This is a genomic window from Candidatus Villigracilis affinis (assembly GCF_016705895.1).
GTDB classification, from domain to species: domain Bacteria; phylum Chloroflexota; class Anaerolineae; order Anaerolineales; family Villigracilaceae; genus Villigracilis; species Villigracilis affinis.
The window spans coordinates 654,906-672,663 of sequence record NZ_JADJKT010000036.1; the positions used below are offsets into that span (position 1 = coordinate 654,906).

General features: G+C 50.6%; 12 protein-coding genes and 1 riboswitch. Of the genes, 4 read left to right on the top strand and 8 right to left on the bottom strand.

Annotated features, from left to right (window positions below; genetic code table 11):
- Positions 1-56: 56 nt before the first annotated feature.
- A complete protein-coding gene (locus tag IPI86_RS18290) occupies positions 57-2,624 on the top strand; it encodes a tetratricopeptide repeat protein (protein WP_345299448.1) in 2,568 nt (855 codons plus the stop codon).
- A 119-nt stretch (positions 2,625-2,743) separates the two neighbouring features.
- On the opposite strand, the gene IPI86_RS18295 is transcribed toward IPI86_RS18290, so the two are convergent.
- The 3 genes from IPI86_RS18295 to IPI86_RS18305 all read right to left on the bottom strand — a co-directional run bounded on the left by IPI86_RS18295 (position 2,744) and on the right by IPI86_RS18305 (position 5,266).
- Positions 2,744-2,899 (bottom strand): hypothetical protein, encoded by a 156-nt coding sequence (locus IPI86_RS18295; protein ID WP_345299449.1) that lies wholly within the window; start codon positions 2,897-2,899, stop codon positions 2,744-2,746.
- A gap of 9 nt (positions 2,900-2,908) precedes the next feature.
- Complete coding sequence (locus IPI86_RS18300; protein WP_345299450.1) at positions 2,909-4,747, bottom strand: signal peptidase I; 1,839 nt, start codon at positions 4,745-4,747, stop codon at positions 2,909-2,911.
- A 123-nt stretch (positions 4,748-4,870) separates the two neighbouring features.
- A complete protein-coding gene (locus IPI86_RS18305; RefSeq protein ID WP_345299451.1) occupies positions 4,871-5,266 on the bottom strand; it encodes a hypothetical protein in 396 nt (131 codons plus the stop codon).
- A gap of 148 nt (positions 5,267-5,414) precedes the next feature.
- A riboswitch (cyclic di-GMP riboswitch) is annotated at positions 5,415-5,503 on the bottom strand.
- A gap of 288 nt (positions 5,504-5,791) precedes the next feature.
- On the opposite strand from IPI86_RS18305, the gene IPI86_RS18310 reads away from it, so the two are divergent.
- A complete protein-coding gene (locus IPI86_RS18310) occupies positions 5,792-7,075 on the top strand; it encodes an MFS transporter (protein ID WP_345299452.1) in 1,284 nt (427 codons plus the stop codon).
- Positions 7,076-7,188: 113 nt separating this feature from the next.
- Here the strand turns inward: IPI86_RS18310 and IPI86_RS18315 are convergent, their stop codons facing one another.
- The 5 genes from IPI86_RS18315 to IPI86_RS18335 all read right to left on the bottom strand — a co-directional run bounded on the left by IPI86_RS18315 (position 7,189) and on the right by IPI86_RS18335 (position 14,387).
- Positions 7,189-8,712, bottom strand: coding sequence for a hypothetical protein (locus IPI86_RS18315; RefSeq protein WP_345299453.1), 1,524 nt, complete (start codon positions 8,710-8,712; stop codon positions 7,189-7,191).
- A gap of 131 nt (positions 8,713-8,843) precedes the next feature.
- A complete protein-coding gene (locus IPI86_RS18320; protein WP_345299454.1) occupies positions 8,844-10,064 on the bottom strand; it encodes a carbohydrate ABC transporter permease in 1,221 nt (406 codons plus the stop codon).
- 11 nt (positions 10,065-10,075) lie between these two features.
- Positions 10,076-11,746, bottom strand: a complete 1,671-nt coding sequence (locus IPI86_RS18325) for a sugar ABC transporter permease (protein WP_345299455.1) — start codon at positions 11,744-11,746, stop codon at positions 10,076-10,078.
- A gap of 155 nt (positions 11,747-11,901) precedes the next feature.
- The gene (locus IPI86_RS18330) at positions 11,902-13,299 is read right to left on the bottom strand and encodes a sugar ABC transporter substrate-binding protein (RefSeq protein ID WP_345299456.1); all 1,398 of its coding nucleotides are present in this window, start codon (positions 13,297-13,299) and stop codon (positions 11,902-11,904) included.
- A 71-nt stretch (positions 13,300-13,370) separates the two neighbouring features.
- Positions 13,371-14,387 (bottom strand): LacI family DNA-binding transcriptional regulator, encoded by a 1,017-nt coding sequence (locus tag IPI86_RS18335; protein WP_345299457.1) that lies wholly within the window; start codon positions 14,385-14,387, stop codon positions 13,371-13,373.
- A gap of 94 nt (positions 14,388-14,481) precedes the next feature.
- Here IPI86_RS18335 and IPI86_RS18340 point away from each other — a divergent pair, with 94 nt between their 5' ends.
- Entirely contained in the window at positions 14,482-16,668 is a 2,187-nt protein-coding gene (locus IPI86_RS18340) for a TIM-barrel domain-containing protein (protein WP_345299458.1), read from the top strand.
- Between the two features lie 2 nt (positions 16,669-16,670).
- Positions 16,671-17,705, top strand: a complete 1,035-nt coding sequence (locus IPI86_RS18345; RefSeq protein WP_345299459.1) for a UDP-glucose--hexose-1-phosphate uridylyltransferase — start codon at positions 16,671-16,673, stop codon at positions 17,703-17,705.
- Positions 17,706-17,758 lie beyond the last annotated feature (53 nt).

Genomic DNA, 17,758 nt, shown 5'->3' on the forward strand with positions numbered 1-17,758 from the left:
GCGCAGGCTTTGCAGGTAACAATTCAGTGTTACAAAAAGTGATACAATTTTTTTACATGGATACATTTGGCGAATGGCTTCGTGGACAGCGTACTGATCGCAAACTCACGCGCGAGGAGTTTTCAAATCGCGTCGGCTGTTCTGTCGCCATGCTTCGCAAGATCGAAGACGGCGAGCGCCGACCTTCCATGCAGATTGCAGAACTGATCGCAAATTGTCTGGATATTCCATTGGATGAGCGGGGGACATTTATCAAAGTAGCGCGCGGTCAATTGACGACTGAACGCCTCTCTCCCGTATCGAAGCGGGTTGCCCACCCAAACATTTCCCCGGCCCAAGCCGCTTCTTCACCTCACGTCAATCTCCCCGTTTTACCGACACCATTGATCGGTCGTCAGCATGAAGTGGACGAACTCAGCAAGACGCTGAACGACCTGCAATGCCGCATGTTGACCATTGTTGGTCCAGGCGGCATTGGCAAGACACGTCTCGCGATAGAAACCGCGTCACAATGTCAGGCTGGTTTTGAAGATGGTGTTTACTTCATTCCGCTTGCGCCAATTCAGTCATCCCGTTTTGTAGTTCCCGTCATCGCAGATTCGATTGGATTTATGTTGCAGGGTGAAAGTTCTCTACACCCCAAATTACAACTGTTCAACTATCTCAAAGAAAAAAACATTCTCCTGCTTGCCGATAATCTCGAACATCTGCTTGGCGATTCTTCAGTTACCGAGCTTTTCTCTGAATTGCTGGCACAAGCGGCCAGAGTAAAACTACTGGTCACATCCCGAGAGTCATTGGGCTTGCAAGGTGAATGGATATTTGAAGTTCACGGCTTGCCCATCCCTGAAAACGCGGACATGGAAGGCACATCTGTGGAGTTGTTCTTGCAACGTGCCCGCCGTGCTCATGTGGGTTTCGATGCTACGACGGAAGATTATCCTGCCATCGTCCGCATCTGTCAGTTGGTGAATGGAATGCCGTTGGGAATCGAACTCGCCGCAGCCTGGGTGCGGACTCTCACTTGCGACGAAATTGCAAAAGAGATCGAGAACGGCTTGGATTTTCTATCTGTCTCTGCAAAGGATCTGCCGCCACGTCACCGCTCCATGCGCGCAGTCTTCGACCATTCATGGAAATTGCTCCCCGAAGAAGAGCAAAACGTTTTACTTCGGCTTTCTATTTTTCAGGGAGGATTCTCGCGCGAGGCGGCGCAGCAGGTTGCAAATGCGACTCTCCCAGCGCTCTCGGCGTTGGTCACAAAATCATTGATCCGACGAAGTGGGACAGGGCGGTACGATCTGCACGAAATCATCAGACAGTACACTCTTGAAGAATTGGAGAACCATCCTAAAGTTAAGAAAGAAGCGGCGGCTCGTCACGGTCAATATTTCATGGCTTTCTTGAGTCAACAGGATGTGCCTTTGCGAAGTTCCATCCAGCGCGAAGCTCTTACTGAATTAATCGCCGATGTTGACAATATCCGCAGTGCGTTGGAATGGGCGCTTGCCCACAAAGAATTTGCATTGATCGAAATGACCATGCGCGCCTATTCGACATTTTTGGATACATTGGGCTGGGCACAGGAAGGATTGGATTATCTCGGGCGGGTGAAGGATGTTTTGGAAACGAAGTCATCGCTTTCCAGAACGGAGCAGGTGGCGTTGGCGCATGTGCTTACATCCCGTTCGCTATTCGCATTTCGGATGGGAAAATATGAACAAGCACATACCATGCTTACCCGCAGTCTTGAAATTCTGCGTTCCATAAATGAGCCTCGGATTCTAGTGGAAGCGGTGACCTTCATGGGAATCATCACGATCATTACAGGTGATCTTGTTGGCTCATCGAAACTATTCATGGAAGGGCTACAAATTGCCAGGGATATTAACGATCAATGGTATGAAGCTTTATGCCTGACTGAGGTGGTTGGCATCAACCTTATGACAGGCACAGCAAATGACATTCACAAACAATTTCAATCCGCTGTGGAAGCGTGGCGCAAAACAGGCGACCAGCGATTCACTGCGTTTGGACTCACCTCGCTAAGCCTGGGCGCGATGGCGGCACGTAAATACGATGATGCTTACGCAGCATTGGAAGAAAGCCTGGCGATCAATAGTTCAATTGGAGATCGTACGGGATTAGCAAATTCATATCGCGGATTGGGGCTGGTGGAACAGGCACAGGGAAAACATGCGGAAGCGCTCGGCTTGTTCCGCTCGAGTCTGCAGATCTTCACCGAACTTGGTGCCCGTTGGGATATGGCACGACTTCTTTCGGAAATGGGGCAAAGCACATTTGCCCTGGGAAATGATTCAGAAGCCAAACACCTTTGGCACGAGTCCCTGCGGCTCTCGATGGAAACCCATGGAATGATCACCGCCATGGAAGCGATCGTTGGCATTGCCAGCGCGCATGCAAAACACGCGGATCATCAGTATGCCCTCCAACTGCTTCTGATCTGCATTGATCATCCTGCTATCATGCAGGAAACAAGAGTCCGCGCTGAAAAAATGGCCGCTGAATTGAAAGAGAAATTAACTTCGAAAGAAATTAAGTCAGCAAAAATCTTTACCAAAGACAACCCACTCGAAGCAATTGTAAAAGAAATATTGAAGTGAGCTTAAAAAGAAACACGATAAAAATGTGCAGCACTGATACACCGTCGGGGAGGAACAGGCATTTTTTTCAGCGGCAGGTTGCAGGTCGGGTTTGACGCGGGTGGTAATTCGTCCAAAAACTATGCGGGTGTCATCGCTTCTCCAAGATTGAATTGCTGTACGGTCCCCTGCAATGACTTGGCCATCTCCATCAGTGATTGAGCCGAAGCAGTGACTTCTTCAACCTGCGCGCTCATCTCTTCGGCAGATGAAATGAATTTCAAAAAATCAAGCAAGGAAGGTTTTTACAACTTGATCTTTCGTAACATTTCCGTCTCCGGCTGAGTCATCACAAATTCAATTTCACCTGTATGAATGACATATTCAGGTTCTTTTTCAGCAATTGACCAATTCTCCCGAATCGTATTTTTCCCGTAATTGACAGCAGGCTCCAACACCTCATTTTGAATTGGTTTTGGCCTTCTACCATTCTTTCTATGGACATTCGTCCAATGCCTTTGCATTTTTAGCTGTACAGGTTCTTTCACAGGCAGGTTATATTGTTCAAGATCAGGAGCAGTTCTTAATGCCTCATCATGGCTCGACTCGTTTTCGACGATACCCTTCCTCCCCATGCTGATCACGTAGCGATATGTCACCCTATTATCCTGCACAAAATAATAATGCAGGAAATTGCGGGTCATGTGAAGAATCATGGTCCCCTGTCGTTCGGCAAGTTTGGCAAGATTATCCATACTGGTGACATCGATCAAGGCGGAGGTAAATTCCAGGCTTTTTTCGTGAACGTCCACTATCATTGAGCCGTAGCGTAAGCGAATGAGCGCCTCTTCGTTTTGACGGGTCATATTAAAGATGGACAGACCCATGATGGCAAGCCCACTAAATGAAATTCCTAATCCAAGCAGGGAAAATAAGCGAATAAAGTCAACTGTAGTCTCCCATCCCAGCAAGGACAAAGTACTGGCTTGCATGCTGGAGCTATTTGCAAGACCCTCTTTCGTTATGCGCATGGGGTCTATTTCATCATTCGTATTGGCAAGATAGAGATGCACTTTGTCATACTTGAAAGCAAGTGTGGGGTCAAATGTGTCAGAGATCACTTGTCCTGAAACGACAGCAGTGAAGGCAATGTTTGTAACGATTTCAACGGTATAAGAGTTTGTGCGCAGCCCTGTTTCTTTTTCAACCAAATTTACTAATGTTTCCAATTGACAAATATCCAAGGTGGCCGTACCGAAATATGGATTACTGCTGAATGCTGTTTGTGGAAGTAATGGGATGGTACGCTGCCAGCCGCTCGGCTGATCTATGATCCGTGCAAACATTTGCTGGCTGCCCGATAAACTTTGAAGCTGATTCCCCGTAATATTATAGGCAAGCCCAATATTGAGAAAACATGCCAGTCGGGGGAAAACAGGTTCCCCGCTGCGTACCATCCCCGTGTCATAAACTCCGGGGGATCCAGTCGCAGTATAGGAGTAGATACCATCCTGTTGATACGGAATGGTATCTGCCGTACGCGTGGCTGGCCGGGTGAATGCAAAAATGGCCAAGCCAAGAAACCCGATAAACAGGGTCCCCAGCAGGTATAGCATGCCCTCAAGCATTCCACCTAACCCGATTGATGAGCCATTCTTTCCCTTTTTGCCTTTTGATGGTTTGGTTATCAGACTGGACATAAAAATACCTCCCAGTAAAACAATGGTGAGTGACAGGTTAAGGGGTTTGCGAAGCCACTGCATTGCCAAACCCGCTTTGGGCAAGTAAGCCAACTGTTTGCCGGTGATTTCTTCAGGGGTGGGCTGGGATGCATCAATCCACGAATTATTATCGCCTTTTATTACGAAATGTCCCTGCTCAATGCCGACGATACGGTGAATCACATATGCGCCCATTTCTGCATCGCGATAAGTGACAACGTCACCAATTTGGTATGTTTTTGCCCTGCGAACAATGACCAGGTCACCGGTATGGTAGTTTGGCTCCATGCTGATGCCATTCACCATTACGTAGGATGCCTGTCCACCAATTTTGGTCGGGGCGAAAGTAATCCAAAAAAATATGAGTCCCACAAACAGGATGAGATTGAAGAAAATGGATGACCAGCGCTGGGTTTGTTTCATAAGATGCTTACAGGAGCATGTGTGAATTTGAAAGTTCGTTTATTGTATTTATGAAGATAAGGCCTGGCAAGGCCAGACCCTATCTTCATAATGAGCTATTCAAATGTCAGTGTCATACGGATATTACGGGTCGAGGGTGCTGCTGGCGACAATGTTCAGTGCGGTAACATCAATAAGGTTGAGAGCGCCATAGGTGCAGGTAACTTCCATGGACGGGGCGACACCAGCTACGAGGGTGCAATCTGTCCAGGCGCCGCCTGTTGCGGTCTGAAGTTTTGCTATGGCAGCAATAACTGTCCCGCTGCTGGGGGCGACGTCGAAGGTGATCGCGTCGACCAGGGTTGGGTTGGTCGTATCCAGATCATATACGATATTGGTTACTGTGTAACCAGGAATTACATTTGCCTTGTACCCCGCGGCGCTGTCTGGTACGGTATTCGTTGCGGCGAAAGCGTACACGCTTCCCGCGGCAACGATTACGACAAGAACGATCAACAGAATTTTGAAATTGCGAAACATGGCTTATCTCCTTTTGACAAATCCGATTCTCATCGGATCTGCGCTAATGAAGCGAACAGCGTTTTTGAAAAACGATCAAGCCATTTGATTAAAAAGACCCGGCTTATGTTAAGCCAGGTCAAATAATCACGTGAGGTTTCTTGTGGTATTCGGCGGCCTGGCGGTCATGGTCACTTGCGTGACGTTAGACCCATGACTTTGCGTCCCTGCCTTTAGACAGGTTTGCCTTTTCGTTTTTCTTATCTACAGTATAGTCATACGAGAAGTTTACCTCAATCGTTCCGGTACTTAAATCACTTGCGTAAAACTACTCATTTTGTTCCTGGCTATAAAAAGGGATTACCAGAATTCCAGGACATAACCGTCATTGTATCGGGGAGACTCTGCACTTTGGGCAGAAGCAGGCCCAAGGTTCGTCACGATCGGGCCGTATTTCGGCATCCACATTCGGGGATACAATGTCATCTTCAAATGAATTGAAAACGAACCATCAACCATGGAATAGTTTTAGGAGTACGTGAAATCATGAGAAAGCCCATCATTGAAGATACCGCCAAACCCGTTGAACCGATCCTCTCGAGTTCTCCCCCGCCCTCGGATGGCAATACAACCTTCGTGGCCATGCGGCATCGAAATTATCAATTGTATTTTGGCGGACAGTTGATCTCGAATATCGGCACATGGATGCAGGTCATTGCGCAGGGTTGGGTGGTGTATCAACTCGGTCATTCAGAGTTGACCCTGGGACTGGTTGCTTTTGCTTCGGCAATTCCCACGCTGATCATTTCGCCGTGGGGCGGCGTGGTGGTGGACCGTGTATCACGCCGCAACCTGTTGATGATGACTCAATCCGGCGCGATGATTCTGGCGTTTGCATTGGCAGCCCTGACATTTTCAAATGTGGTTCAAGAGTGGCATGTGATTATTCTGGCCGCCCTATTGGGCGTGGTCAATGCCTTCGATGCCCCGGCGCGTCAGGCATTTGTTCCTGAGATGGTGGGAAAAAAGGATCTTCCGAATGCCATCGCCTTGAATTCGATGATGTTCAACAGTGCACGCGTCATCGGGCCAGCGATCGCGGGGATGATGCTGGCGGTGATCGGCGCAGCCTGGTGCTTTACATTGAATGGAATTTCCTTTTTTGCAGTGCTTACCGGATTATGGCTCATGAAACTCCCTCCGCATCAACGCCGACAACAGACCACTTCGCCGTGGCAGCAATTGGTCAGCGGCTTGCGCTATGCGGCTGGCACCCGTGAGATCGCCGCATTGATCCTGCTCTCGCTGGTCTTCAGTATATTTGGTGTTTCCTATTTCACGATCCTGCCCGCATTCGTAGAGAAGACTCTTCATCAGGGAGCGATCGCCTATGGTTGGGTAAATACAGCGTCTGGATTGGGTGCAGTCATGGGAGCCTTGCTGTTGGCGAATCAAGTAAGCCATGGCAGGCGCGGAAAGTTATTGGTCATTACCAACATTGCGTTTCCGCTGATCCTTATCGCGTTTGCTTTCGTGAGCAGTTATCCGCTTTCGCTTTTGCTGGCATTTGGTCTGGGGATTGGCTTCATGGTCCAATTCACCACGATCAACACCCTCCTTCAAACCCGCGTGGAAGATAGCTTTCGCGGACGGGTCATGGGGTTATATACGCTGACCTTTTTTGGTTTCGCACCGTTCGGCAATTTGATGATCGGTGCACTCGGTGAAAAAATGGGATTGGGGTTCGCAATGACCCTGTTCGCAATTTGTTCTCTGGTTCTCTCACGCGTGGTGCTGACAAAGATGCCCGAAGTTCAAAGTCTACCGTAGACGGGTAACGTAATTGAACGCGGGCGGCAGAACGACATTGCATAAGCTGAGTTATTAAGAAAAATCAGCCCCGAAAGAATAATTTCGGGGCTGGTCATGTTTATATCGATTCTTTATCTTTTGAATTTTTTACCCGTGGCGAGTTCAACGCTCTTATACGCGCCGTCGTAGATGCCGATGCTTTTGTTCTTGACGATGCAATCGCAGAACATGGCGAGCAGGTCATCGGCTTCGGTGAGGAGGTCGATGGCTTGCAGGGTTTGCGGAATGGTGCGGGTTTCGACGGTGCTGTCGCCGATCTCTGCGCCGCGGATGGCGCCCCACATTTCATGTCCGCCGACGCGGGCGTTGAAAATTTTGGGAACGGGATAGAAGGCGAGTTCGCTGGGCTTGGTGATCATCACATCCATGACGCGCATGAGATAGTTGGTGGCATAGACCGCGTGGAAGGTATTGTCGTGCAGGAAGATGTGCAGACCGTGCGCGGGCTTCTTGCGAATGCTGTCTGTGAATTCTTTGGTGTCTTCCCAGGTGAAGTGCGTGTTGATCAGGTCTTTGTGGTGAGCAAGTTGTTCCTGCAGCCAAACCCAATTGTCTTTGTGGTCGCCGAGGTTGATGAAGAGCGCGATCTGGTCTTTCTCGATCATTGGGACAGCGTGTTCGATGATGGCTTTGAAGAGTTCACGCTGCGCGCCAGCGCCGCCCATCGTGACGAGGAAGCGGCGGGGTTCTTTTGCATTCATGCGGGTGATGCGATCTGCGCAATCGACTTCGATGTTCTCGACGAGTTCATGGTCAACGTGATGACCTGTGAAGAAGAGCGCGTCCTGCGGGACGGGCTTGAGGACTTTGCCTTTGTCGTCAAATCCGCGCATGGCACGGAAGCCGTAATAGCCTGACGGAGATTGAACCGCGTGCTTGGCGCCTTCGGTGAGTTGGAAAGCCATCGGCCAGTTGTCGAACATCATGTCCACCACGTTGGTCATGCCGCCCGCGACAGCGCCCATCGCTGTCCACATGTGGGAGGTGAGCGTGGGCATATCCGATGGAAGCGCGCCGTAAAGATTATTGAACAGCTCGCTCATCTTGTAATCTTTGACTTCGGTCTTGAGGAAGCGCCACGGCCAGGTGCTGGTCATGTAATTGAAGAGCGCGTCCAACCCGGGGAGAGTTGGTTCGCCCGTGGTGAGAGATTCCCACACGTATTTATCGAACCACGGATAACGCTGTGAGATGCGCGAATATTTGCTGTAGTTGGTATTGCACCAGTTGATCACGTCTGTGCTGATGCCGGGGATGCCGAGCAGATCAAGCCAGTACGGAGTGAAGCCCATTGCCTTTGCCGCAGAGACACCCGCCATGGCGATGCGGTAGTGACCGAATCCCATGCGGATGGTGCTGACGATGACGCCGTTTGTTTTATCGAGCGGCTTGCCATTTCCATTGCGGACGATATTCTTGAGGCCAAAGATACCTGAATCGTAAGGATGGTCTTCGACGGTAAGATTGAATTTTTCATTGGGGTCGTAATTGAATTTCTTCGCCAGCATGGCCTTCCATTGATCTGCTGCGCGGGTTTGGCGTTCTGTGATGGGGTTTCCGTATACCTCGTATCGGCCATCCTTTTTCTGTAACATGATGCACGTTCTCCTTGAAATTAAAATGATTGCATGGAATGACCGTGGACGATGGACAGCAGACTACGGTCTATTGTCCATCGTCCACGGTCTATTATCCAAACGGTCAGGCTTTGTGAACCTGGATTTTACTATCCTTTGACACCGCTGCTGGCTACGCTCTCTACAAAGAAGCGTTGACCAAGGATGAAGACGATCAGCGGCGGGACAATGGCAATTGCTGCGCCTGCCAAAATGAGATTCGGCGTATCGGATGCACGTCCGCGTAGCACGTTGAGCGCAAGGGTGAGCACATGATTCTTCTCGTTGCCTACATTGATGATGACCAGCGGCCAGAAGAAGGAATTCCACGCGTACAGGAATGTGAAGGTGGCTTGCGTTGCCAGGGCTGGCACACTGGCAGGGATGAGAATTTGCCACAGGATCTGGAGGCGTGAGGCACCGTCCAACAACGCGGCTTCTTCAATTTCCTTGGGGAAGGTGATGAAGTGCTGGCGCATGAGGAACGTGCCGTACGCAGAGAATATCCACGGGATGATGAGGGCGGCGAGGCGATTCGTCCAACCGATGAGCACCATGAGTTGATACAAGGGAACGATGAGCATGACAAAGGGAATCATGATCGTACCAAGATAAAAGACGAAGACCGTGTCACGCCCAGGGAATCGCAGGCGTGCAAAGGCATAGCCGCCGACAACCGAAGTGAGTAATTGTCCCACCACCACGAGGATGGTCACCAGCGCTGTATTGGTAAGCGCGCGGGCCATGTTATTCAGTTCAATGACTTCGGTGTAGTTCTCGGGATGCCCGCCAAAAGTTTCCACCGGTTCGCTCAAACGGACGTTTTGAAAAACTTTATTCTCTGGGTTCTGCGGGTCCACGAACTCACCCACTGTGGTCTGGCTGACCAAAATCATTGGGATGATCTGACCATCCACTTCGACATCGAAGAGTTTTTCCATCTCTCCGTTCACTTCCACTTTTTGCTGGTTCGTCGCTCCGCCAGTCGGTTTCACCTCTGTGAGATAGCGCTCAACGGTGGCCGTTAGATTGTCAGCCGGGGCGTAGGTGCCAACTTTGATATTGCTCTGGGCAAGTGCATATTCCTTCTGCACGCCGTCCACATCCACAAAGTAAAGTGGAAGCGGTTCATCGTAGCCGTCCACAACAATGGTCTCCGGGTTGCGGGGCAGCATGCGCGGCGGATAACGGAATGTGTCCGCGGGAATTTTGAAGGACGTGGCGAGCATGTACGCGAACGGGAAGATCATCACCAGCGCAAAAAAGGTGAGGACAAAGTAAACAAGGAATTTATTCAGGAACTGTAGAAAACGATAGGATTGAATTTTCATGTCTGCTCCTGTTAGCTTTCGTAAATGCTCGATTGGCGCTGGCGTTGGAACTGAACCAACGTAATACCAAAGATGACGATGAACAATACCCACGCAATTGCAGAGGCGTAGCCCTGCTGGAAATTCTGGAAACCGCTGCGATACAAATAAAGCACCAAGGTGATCGTGGAGTTGTTCGGCCCCTCGGCTGGATTCATCAAAATGAAGACCTGCTCGAAGACCTGCATAGCTTGAATGGTTGTGGTGGACACGACATAAAAAGTCGTCGGGGCAAGCATGGGGAGAGTAATGCTCCAGAACTTGTCCCATGCGCCTGCACCGTCCACTGTGGCGGCTTCGTACAATTCACCGGGGATGTTTTGCAAGCCAGCGAGGAAGAGCACGGTGTTGAATCCCATGGTCTGCCAGGCGGCAATGATAATGATGGAAAGCAAGGCTGTCTTTTCGTCTGAGACCCATTGGATCTTCGGGTCAACGACGGCGAGGTTGAAGAGGTTATTCCAGAACTCGATCCCCACCGTGATGAAGTAGTTGATGTATCCCACCGTGGCGTTGTACAGCCACTGCCAAACGAGAGAAATACCTACGACTGCGGCGATACTCGGCATGAAATAAATGGCACGGTAAAACTTCATACCGGGCAGCTTGCTATTCAAGACGTTCGACAATACCAAAGCGGGGATCACACTCAAAGGAACAGCGAACAGCACAAAGACAAGAGTGTTGCGAAGCGCGAGCCAGAAAAATTTATCGGCGGCGGCAAATAAGATCCCGCCATCCCCGATCAAAAAGCGGCCTACTTCATCATAGACTTTGATATCCACAACTTCGCGGGCAAATTGATCCGGGGTGGAAAGCCATGCAAAACGGACGTTGAGGATCTTCGCGTAATTTTCGAAGCCGATCCAGTTGGGCGTGTTGAAGGCATCTGAATCTGTGAAGGAAAAATAGAACGAAAGAATGAGCGGACCCGCAAAGAAGATGAGAAAGCCCAGCAGGTTTGGAGAAAGGAACAGCCATCCGTTGATGACCTGTTCATGGTCGGTCTTCGCATGCAGAGCCTGAGACACATTGTCCCGCATCATCGACCAGATGGATATGCTGAAAATAACGGCACCGATCACAGATGTAATTCCCATCGGTTGAACGAGCTTGCCAAGGAAATAAATGATGCCGTTGATGGCATCCACTTGCAGAAGGAAGATCGCAAAACCTGCCAGCATCACCCAGCGGCCAACGACCTTCAAACTATTTTCGGATGTCTGTTTTTTCTGCGGAAGGTATTCATCCATGATGCTCAGGAAATAACCGACAACTGTGATCCCCAAATAAGGGATGCCCTTCGGGAATGTTTCGGCAAGTGCATCAATACCAATGAATATCTCGCCTGTGTTTAGCATGAGAACAAAACAGACAACGAATGCGAGATAGTCCAGGACTAATGAGATCATCCTGCCGCTGTGATTGCGTCGCGAGATCTGAACGGCGCCGATCGCGCTGAAAATGGAGGCCATTGCCAGAGCAACGGAGATCAATATCTTTTGCCAAAGGGCGGTTTCCATCCCACCTACCCAAATATAGACCGCACCAGCGGCAGCAAGTATGGCAAATAGAATACGCCAGAAGAAATGGATGCGTAAAACGAGATTCGTTTTTGGGTCTACTTGTGAATAAGCGGTCATTGGTTCACATCTCCACGGATCAGGCCAGCACGGATGGGTCATACAAAAAAATCACGAAATCACAAATGGCTTTGTAGCTTGGGGATTTCTTTCTATTCCTAAAAAAGAGTGGCAGGCAAAATATATTTTGCCTGCCACTTCGTTCATCTTACAAGTTACTGGTTGAAGACCTTGTTGGCTTCGTCGCAGATGGTCGCGCCGAAATCTTCAACGGAGGTTGCACCAGTCAACACACCCTGGATGGCCGGGCCCATGATCTTGTCATATTCAGGCCAGGAACCAGCCCACAATGGACCTTCAGCGGTCGGGTTGGCGCCAGCGGCGATACCGTTCAAGAAAGCCTGATTGTTGGCAGGAGGTGTGAAGGTGAGGAAGGCATCGAGAGCTTCCTGGCTTACACGGCTGGGGATGTTGGCGCCGAGAGCGGAGATCTTGCCCTGGGTCTGAGCGGTAGTGAGAGCTTGAGCGAGGGCCCAGGCTTCTTCAGGATGTTCGGTATTGGCATTGATCACATAAGCGCCCCAGAACAACCAGTTACCAGCGGTACCGCTTGGGCCAGCGGGAAGTTCAACAACATCCCATTCAAAGTCCACAGTGCGGACGCCGGGGGTAGCCCAACGACCATTCTGGAACATGGCAACTTTGCCAGCGCGGAAGGTCGGCTCAGGATCTTCGCCATACGGAGTGGCGACATCAAAATCCTGATAGAGAGAGCGTTGGAAATCGAGACCGGAGAGGGACTCTTCGGTGTTGAGGGCGCAGGCAGCGCGGTCTTCAGTGAAGAAGCCGCCGCCGGAAGCGTTCAACCAAACACCATAAGGACCCCACCAGGCGCTCGCACCGTAACCGTACACATCGGAGCCGAGAGCGCGGGTCTTCTGAGCTACATCGAGGAAGGCATCCCAGGTCCATTCGCCGTTGGCAGCGAGTTCACGGGGATCGGGAGCGCCAGCTTCGTTGATCAAGTCCATGTTCAAGTAGAGAGCGAATGTGGACACATCGCGAGGAATACCCCACAGCGCACCAGAGTCAGCGCCGGAAGCGCCGGTCTCAGGATTGTAGGTGAGATGGAACATCGGGCCAGCATAGAAATCGTCAACGTTGAAATCAGATCCAGCAGCGAGGTCAGAGGCGTTCAAGATCAAACCACGGGTTGCGAAATCGGCAACATCGGTTCCGGGGATCCAGAAGACATCGGGAGCGGTTCCAGCTGCAATTTCAGCCTTCAACTGATCTTGATAGTTCGCGCCTTCGGAACCACCGGGTTCGTAGGTGAGGGTAATGCCATCAAGTTCGGAATCCAAATCAGTGCTGATCTGGCTATAGACGTCAATTTCTTCCTGATTGTCAGGGCGGGTGCGCCAGCGGATTTCAACATCTTCTGCGGCAGGTGCTTCGGTTGCGGCAGGCGCTTCAGTCATTGCGGGAGCTTCGGTAGCCTCTGGGGCTTCAGTCGCAGCAGGAGCCTCAGTAGCTGGGGCACCACAAGCGGTCAAGATGAACGATGCAACTACGAAAAGGCTGAGAGCCTTCAAAAACATATTGTTCTTCATTTATTCTTCTCCTTGAATATTTAAGAGCGATAGACTTGCAAAAAACTGTTTTCGTCAAAGGTTGCTGTGAACTAGGAATCACCTCCTTTATCAGATGTTGATTGTCGAATCACCAACTGTGCCGATAATTTCAACTCGCGCACTGCCGGGGTTTTCTTTTGGATGATCTCCAACAACATGCGGGTGGCTTCCTGCCCAATGAGCGGCATATCCTGCTGCATGGTGGTGAGAGGCGGATCAAAATAAGAGGACAGCGGCATATCGTCCACGCCGATGACCGCCAGTTGTGAAGGGACTTTTAAATTCACATCACGCGCTGCACGCAGCACACCCAACGCCATGCGGTCATTTTGCGCAAACACTGCTGTTGGCACATTTCCACTTTCAACAAAGGAAAGCAAAGCGCGCTGACCAGATGAAGCCGACCAGTCCCCTTCCAGCACCTTGGATTCATCGTATGCAATGCCAGCCTCTTGCAAGGCACGACGGTATCCTTCTGCGCGGTCCTGCGAACAATCCTCTTCCATGGGACCAGTAACAAGCGCAATGTTGGTATGACCCAGCGAGATCAAATGACGGGTAGCTTCATACGCCACTTTTTCATCATCCAATGAAACAGAGCAAATTTCCTTTTCATGGGAACGCGCACCCACGAATACCACAGGAAAATTCTCAGGGATATGTAAAAAGCGGTCATCGGAATACGGATTGATGACGATCAACCCATCCACTCGGCGGTGCCCCACCAATTCATCCACTAACGCTTGAAACGCCTTCGGATCAGTAGCAGACGAAGACAGCATGAAATAATCATGCTGTCGGGCTTCCACTTCAGCGCCCTCGATAACGCTGGCAAAGGTGTAATCTGTCAAATTGGGGGAAATGCAAGCTAACGTGTGCGTCTGACCGCGCGCCATCGAACGGGCAATCGCGTTCGGGCGGTATCCTAACTGCTCAATCGCGGCTTCCACGATCGCGCGGGTTTCGGGAAGAACATCCTCACTCCCATTGATCACGCGCGAAACGGTCTGGTGTGAAACACCAGCTAAACGGGCAACATCACGAAGGGTTGGGTGAGAATTTGACATTTCTTGTGGGGGTTTGTATAATGTTACCGTTCATGTGAACGGTAACATTAGTTTACAAGAACGACAATACTTTGTCAAGAGGCAATTTCTCCAAATGGTCAAAATCAACGAAAACCAGCACAAAATCCACGTCACCTCCCCCACCTACGCATGGGAATGGGACGCCGAGACTGACATCTTCAACCTATACGATGCGAATCTGCGGCTCATCTCTCGCGCGAAACACAAGCCGCTCATTATCGGGGCGGAAATGTTTCTCGACTCACAGACCAGTTATCAGATTAAGAATGACCGCGTTTCCATCATCTACCAAGCGACAAAAAACGCATCGCGCTTAACTGTGAGCTGGTTCTTCCAAATGGACTTTATCTCCCTCGAACCGCTTCTGCTCGAATCCCCCGTGGACAGTGACATCGCTCAAATTATTTACTTCCCCGAAATGGACGGCGGCGCATACAAGCCTTCGATGTACAGCCATTACGCGGTGGTGCCTGGCTTGTGCATGAGCACGTCCATCAACCCCGTGGTGGATTTGCATTCGCGGCTTTCGGTGACGACGGTGCTCGGCTCTGGCGCCATGCGCGGCCCTGGGCTCACGCAGCAATGGGGATTGCCCGCGCATTATTTTTGCACCTTCAACACATCGGATAAGTGGAACGCCATCGGCGCGAAGGCGCTGCAATCGGGCGCGGCATGTTGGGGACTCGCCGAATTGCCGCAAGGTGATTTCCGTTTGGAGATTCGCGAAATTGGAATCAGCCCTGTGTTGAATCTTCGCAGCGACATTTGGAAGCACAAGCCAAACAAACTTGGCTTTTCGTTTTTGATTGCGTTCGGCGAGAATTATCACGAAGCCATTCGCAGTTATTACAAAATTCTTCAACGTGAAAAAATCATTGCGCCAAAAAATATTTCGGGCAAGAAAAAAGATGTGATGCTCGCGCCGCAATACAACACATGGGGAGTTGAATCATCCATGGCGATGAACTCCGAAGAGTTGACCGAAGAAATCGTCAGAGACATTTTCAATAAACTTCAACGCTCTGGAATGAAGGCGCGCACGTTTGTGATTGACGACAAATGGGAAGGTCAACACGGCGAGTTAAAACACGACGCCGAACGCTTCCCTCATTTTGAAAATTTATTGAATGACATTCGCGGGCAGGGATATTTCATCGGCTTGTGGGCGGCGTTCCTGCGCTGTCAAAACCCCGCCGCCCTCGGCTTGGACGAATCCAATCTCCTGCAAACGCCCGCAGGCAAACCGCTCTGGCTCGACCATCAAACCTCCCGCTACGGAATCTACGATGTCACGCAGCCCATCGTCCAAAAAGTTTTGAGCGAACGCGCCAAAGAGTTTGTCCGCCGCTACAAACCTGACCTCATCAAATTTGACTTTGGCTACGAACTCCCCTCGCTCGATGTCGCCGCCCCTGCCGACATGAACTTTGCAGGCGAACGCCTTCTCCAAAAAGGTTTGGAAGTTGTGATTGGCGCGATGAAAGAAGAAAACCCAGACCTCGTCATCATGTACTACGGCCTCTCGCCGCTGTTGATTGAGCATTACGATTTACACAGCCCCGATGACCTCGTCTATTGCATCGGCGACTACGACCTCGAAACCAATCGCCGCGTCTTCTTCAGCAGCCTGTGCGGCGAACTCGGCATGCCCACCTACAGTTCCTCAGGCTACGAATGGGAATCCGCGCCCGATATTTGGTTCGACACCATCGCCTCTGGCACACTCGGCTCCCTGCATTGCTTTGATGGTGATGAAAGCGGCGGCATGCCCACAGACGAAGTCATTGCAAAATTCAACGGGCTCGCTGCCATTGCACGCAATCAAGTTGTTTTCCAAACGTATCCCGTCCATGCAAAATGGCAGGGCGGTTTGCGCGCTGGCTTTTCTCCCTCGTGGGAACGCATCGAAAACGACAAGACCGTCCTCCTCGCACTCCGCACTCACAACCTCGATGGAAAGCCCGCGCCGAAAAATTACAAAGACATCCTTCACACCGATGTCACACTGGTCGTCGCATCCCTAACCGACGATGGCATTTCAGAATCTACTCACCTCGGCATCGTCCCATTTGGCGATGGCAGTTGTACAATCAGTCATACTCCGCTTCACAACAGCGCAACCATCATCGAACATTATTTCAGCGGACGCGCAACGAAAACGCAAGTTGCCTGTTCAAACAGCCGAATAGAAATCAAGCTCCAACAAACCCAAAACCACGAAATCCTTGAATGGATAGAAATCATTTTTGAGAAGGAATAACCATGTTGAACAATCCACACCGCCGCTATAACGCCCTCACGGGTGAATGGGTGCTCGTCTCGCCGCACCGCGCCAAACGTCCCTGGCTTGGGCAGGTCGAAAAACTTTCCCCCGAAACCCTCCCCACCTACGACCCCACCTGCTATCTCTGTCCGCGCAACGAACGCGCTGGCGGCGTTTTCAATTCTGACTATTCTGGCACATACGTCTTCAACAACGATTTTGCTGCGCTGCTGCCTGATGCTCCTGAAGACGCTTCCGCCTCATCCCACCCGTTGCTTGTCTCTGCTCCCGAGCAGGGGAAGTGTCTGGTAGTTTGTTTCTCCCCCCGCCACGACCTGACATTGCCCGAACTCGAATTGCCCGTCATCGAAAACGTGCTCAACACATGGACAAATGAATCCGCAAAACTCGCCGAATTGGATTACATCAAATATGTGCAGGTCTTTGAAAACAAAGGCGCGATGATGGGCTGTTCCAATCCGCACCCGCACAGCCAGCTTTGGTCACAGTCCCAACTGCCGAATGAAATCATCAAAGAACTTGCCACACAAACGGAATATTTCAATAAGAACAGCAGTCCATTGCTGGTGGATTATATAAAAGAGGAACATAAACAAAAAGACCGCATCTTATTCTCCAACGACCATTTCACAGCGTTGGTCCCTTTTTGGGCGGTGTGGCCGTTCGAGGTGCTTGTGAGCGCGCATCGCGCATCCGCTTCGTTGAAGGAACTGTCATCGGTGGAAATCTCTGCATTGGCCGAAGTCTTCAAACAGGTCACGACAAGATACGACAATTTGTTTGAGATCTCATTCCCCTATTCAATGGGATTCCATCAAGCCCCCGCTGATGGACAGCCGCATCCCGAATGGACTCTGCACGCGCATTTTTATCCGCCGCTGCTGCGCTCGGCCACCGTCCGCAAATTTATGGTCGGCTACGAAATGCTCGCCATGCCGCAACGTGACATCACCCCCGAAGTGGCAACGGAACGATTGCGATCACTGTCGGATATTCATTACAAGCAACATTAGAAACAACTGGAGGGTAAAAATATTAACACTGCCATATAATCGTTTCATAAAGT

Excerpts from the sequence above, each read along its gene's own strand:
- IPI86_RS18320 (WP_345299454.1), bottom strand. The coding sequence starts at position 10,064 with ATGAAAATTCAATCCTATCGTTTTCTACAGTTCCTGAATAAATTCCTT.
- IPI86_RS18305 (WP_345299451.1), bottom strand. The coding sequence starts at position 5,266 with ATGTTTCGCAATTTCAAAATTCTGTTGATCGTTCTTGTCGTAATCGTT.
- IPI86_RS18340 (WP_345299458.1), top strand. The coding sequence starts at position 14,482 with ATGGTCAAAATCAACGAAAACCAGCACAAAATCCACGTCACCTCCCCC.
- IPI86_RS18325 (WP_345299455.1), bottom strand. The coding sequence starts at position 11,746 with ATGACCGCTTATTCACAAGTAGACCCAAAAACGAATCTCGTTTTACGC.
- IPI86_RS18315 (WP_345299453.1), bottom strand. The coding sequence starts at position 8,712 with ATGTTACAGAAAAAGGATGGCCGATACGAGGTATACGGAAACCCCATC.
- IPI86_RS18345 (WP_345299459.1), top strand. The coding sequence starts at position 16,671 with ATGTTGAACAATCCACACCGCCGCTATAACGCCCTCACGGGTGAATGG.
- IPI86_RS18300 (WP_345299450.1), bottom strand. The coding sequence starts at position 4,747 with ATGAAACAAACCCAGCGCTGGTCATCCATTTTCTTCAATCTCATCCTG.
- IPI86_RS18330 (WP_345299456.1), bottom strand. The coding sequence starts at position 13,299 with ATGAAGAACAATATGTTTTTGAAGGCTCTCAGCCTTTTCGTAGTTGCA.
- IPI86_RS18290 (WP_345299448.1), top strand. The coding sequence starts at position 57 with ATGGATACATTTGGCGAATGGCTTCGTGGACAGCGTACTGATCGCAAA.
- IPI86_RS18335 (WP_345299457.1), bottom strand. The coding sequence starts at position 14,387 with ATGTCAAATTCTCACCCAACCCTTCGTGATGTTGCCCGTTTAGCTGGT.
- IPI86_RS18310 (WP_345299452.1), top strand. The coding sequence starts at position 5,792 with ATGAGAAAGCCCATCATTGAAGATACCGCCAAACCCGTTGAACCGATC.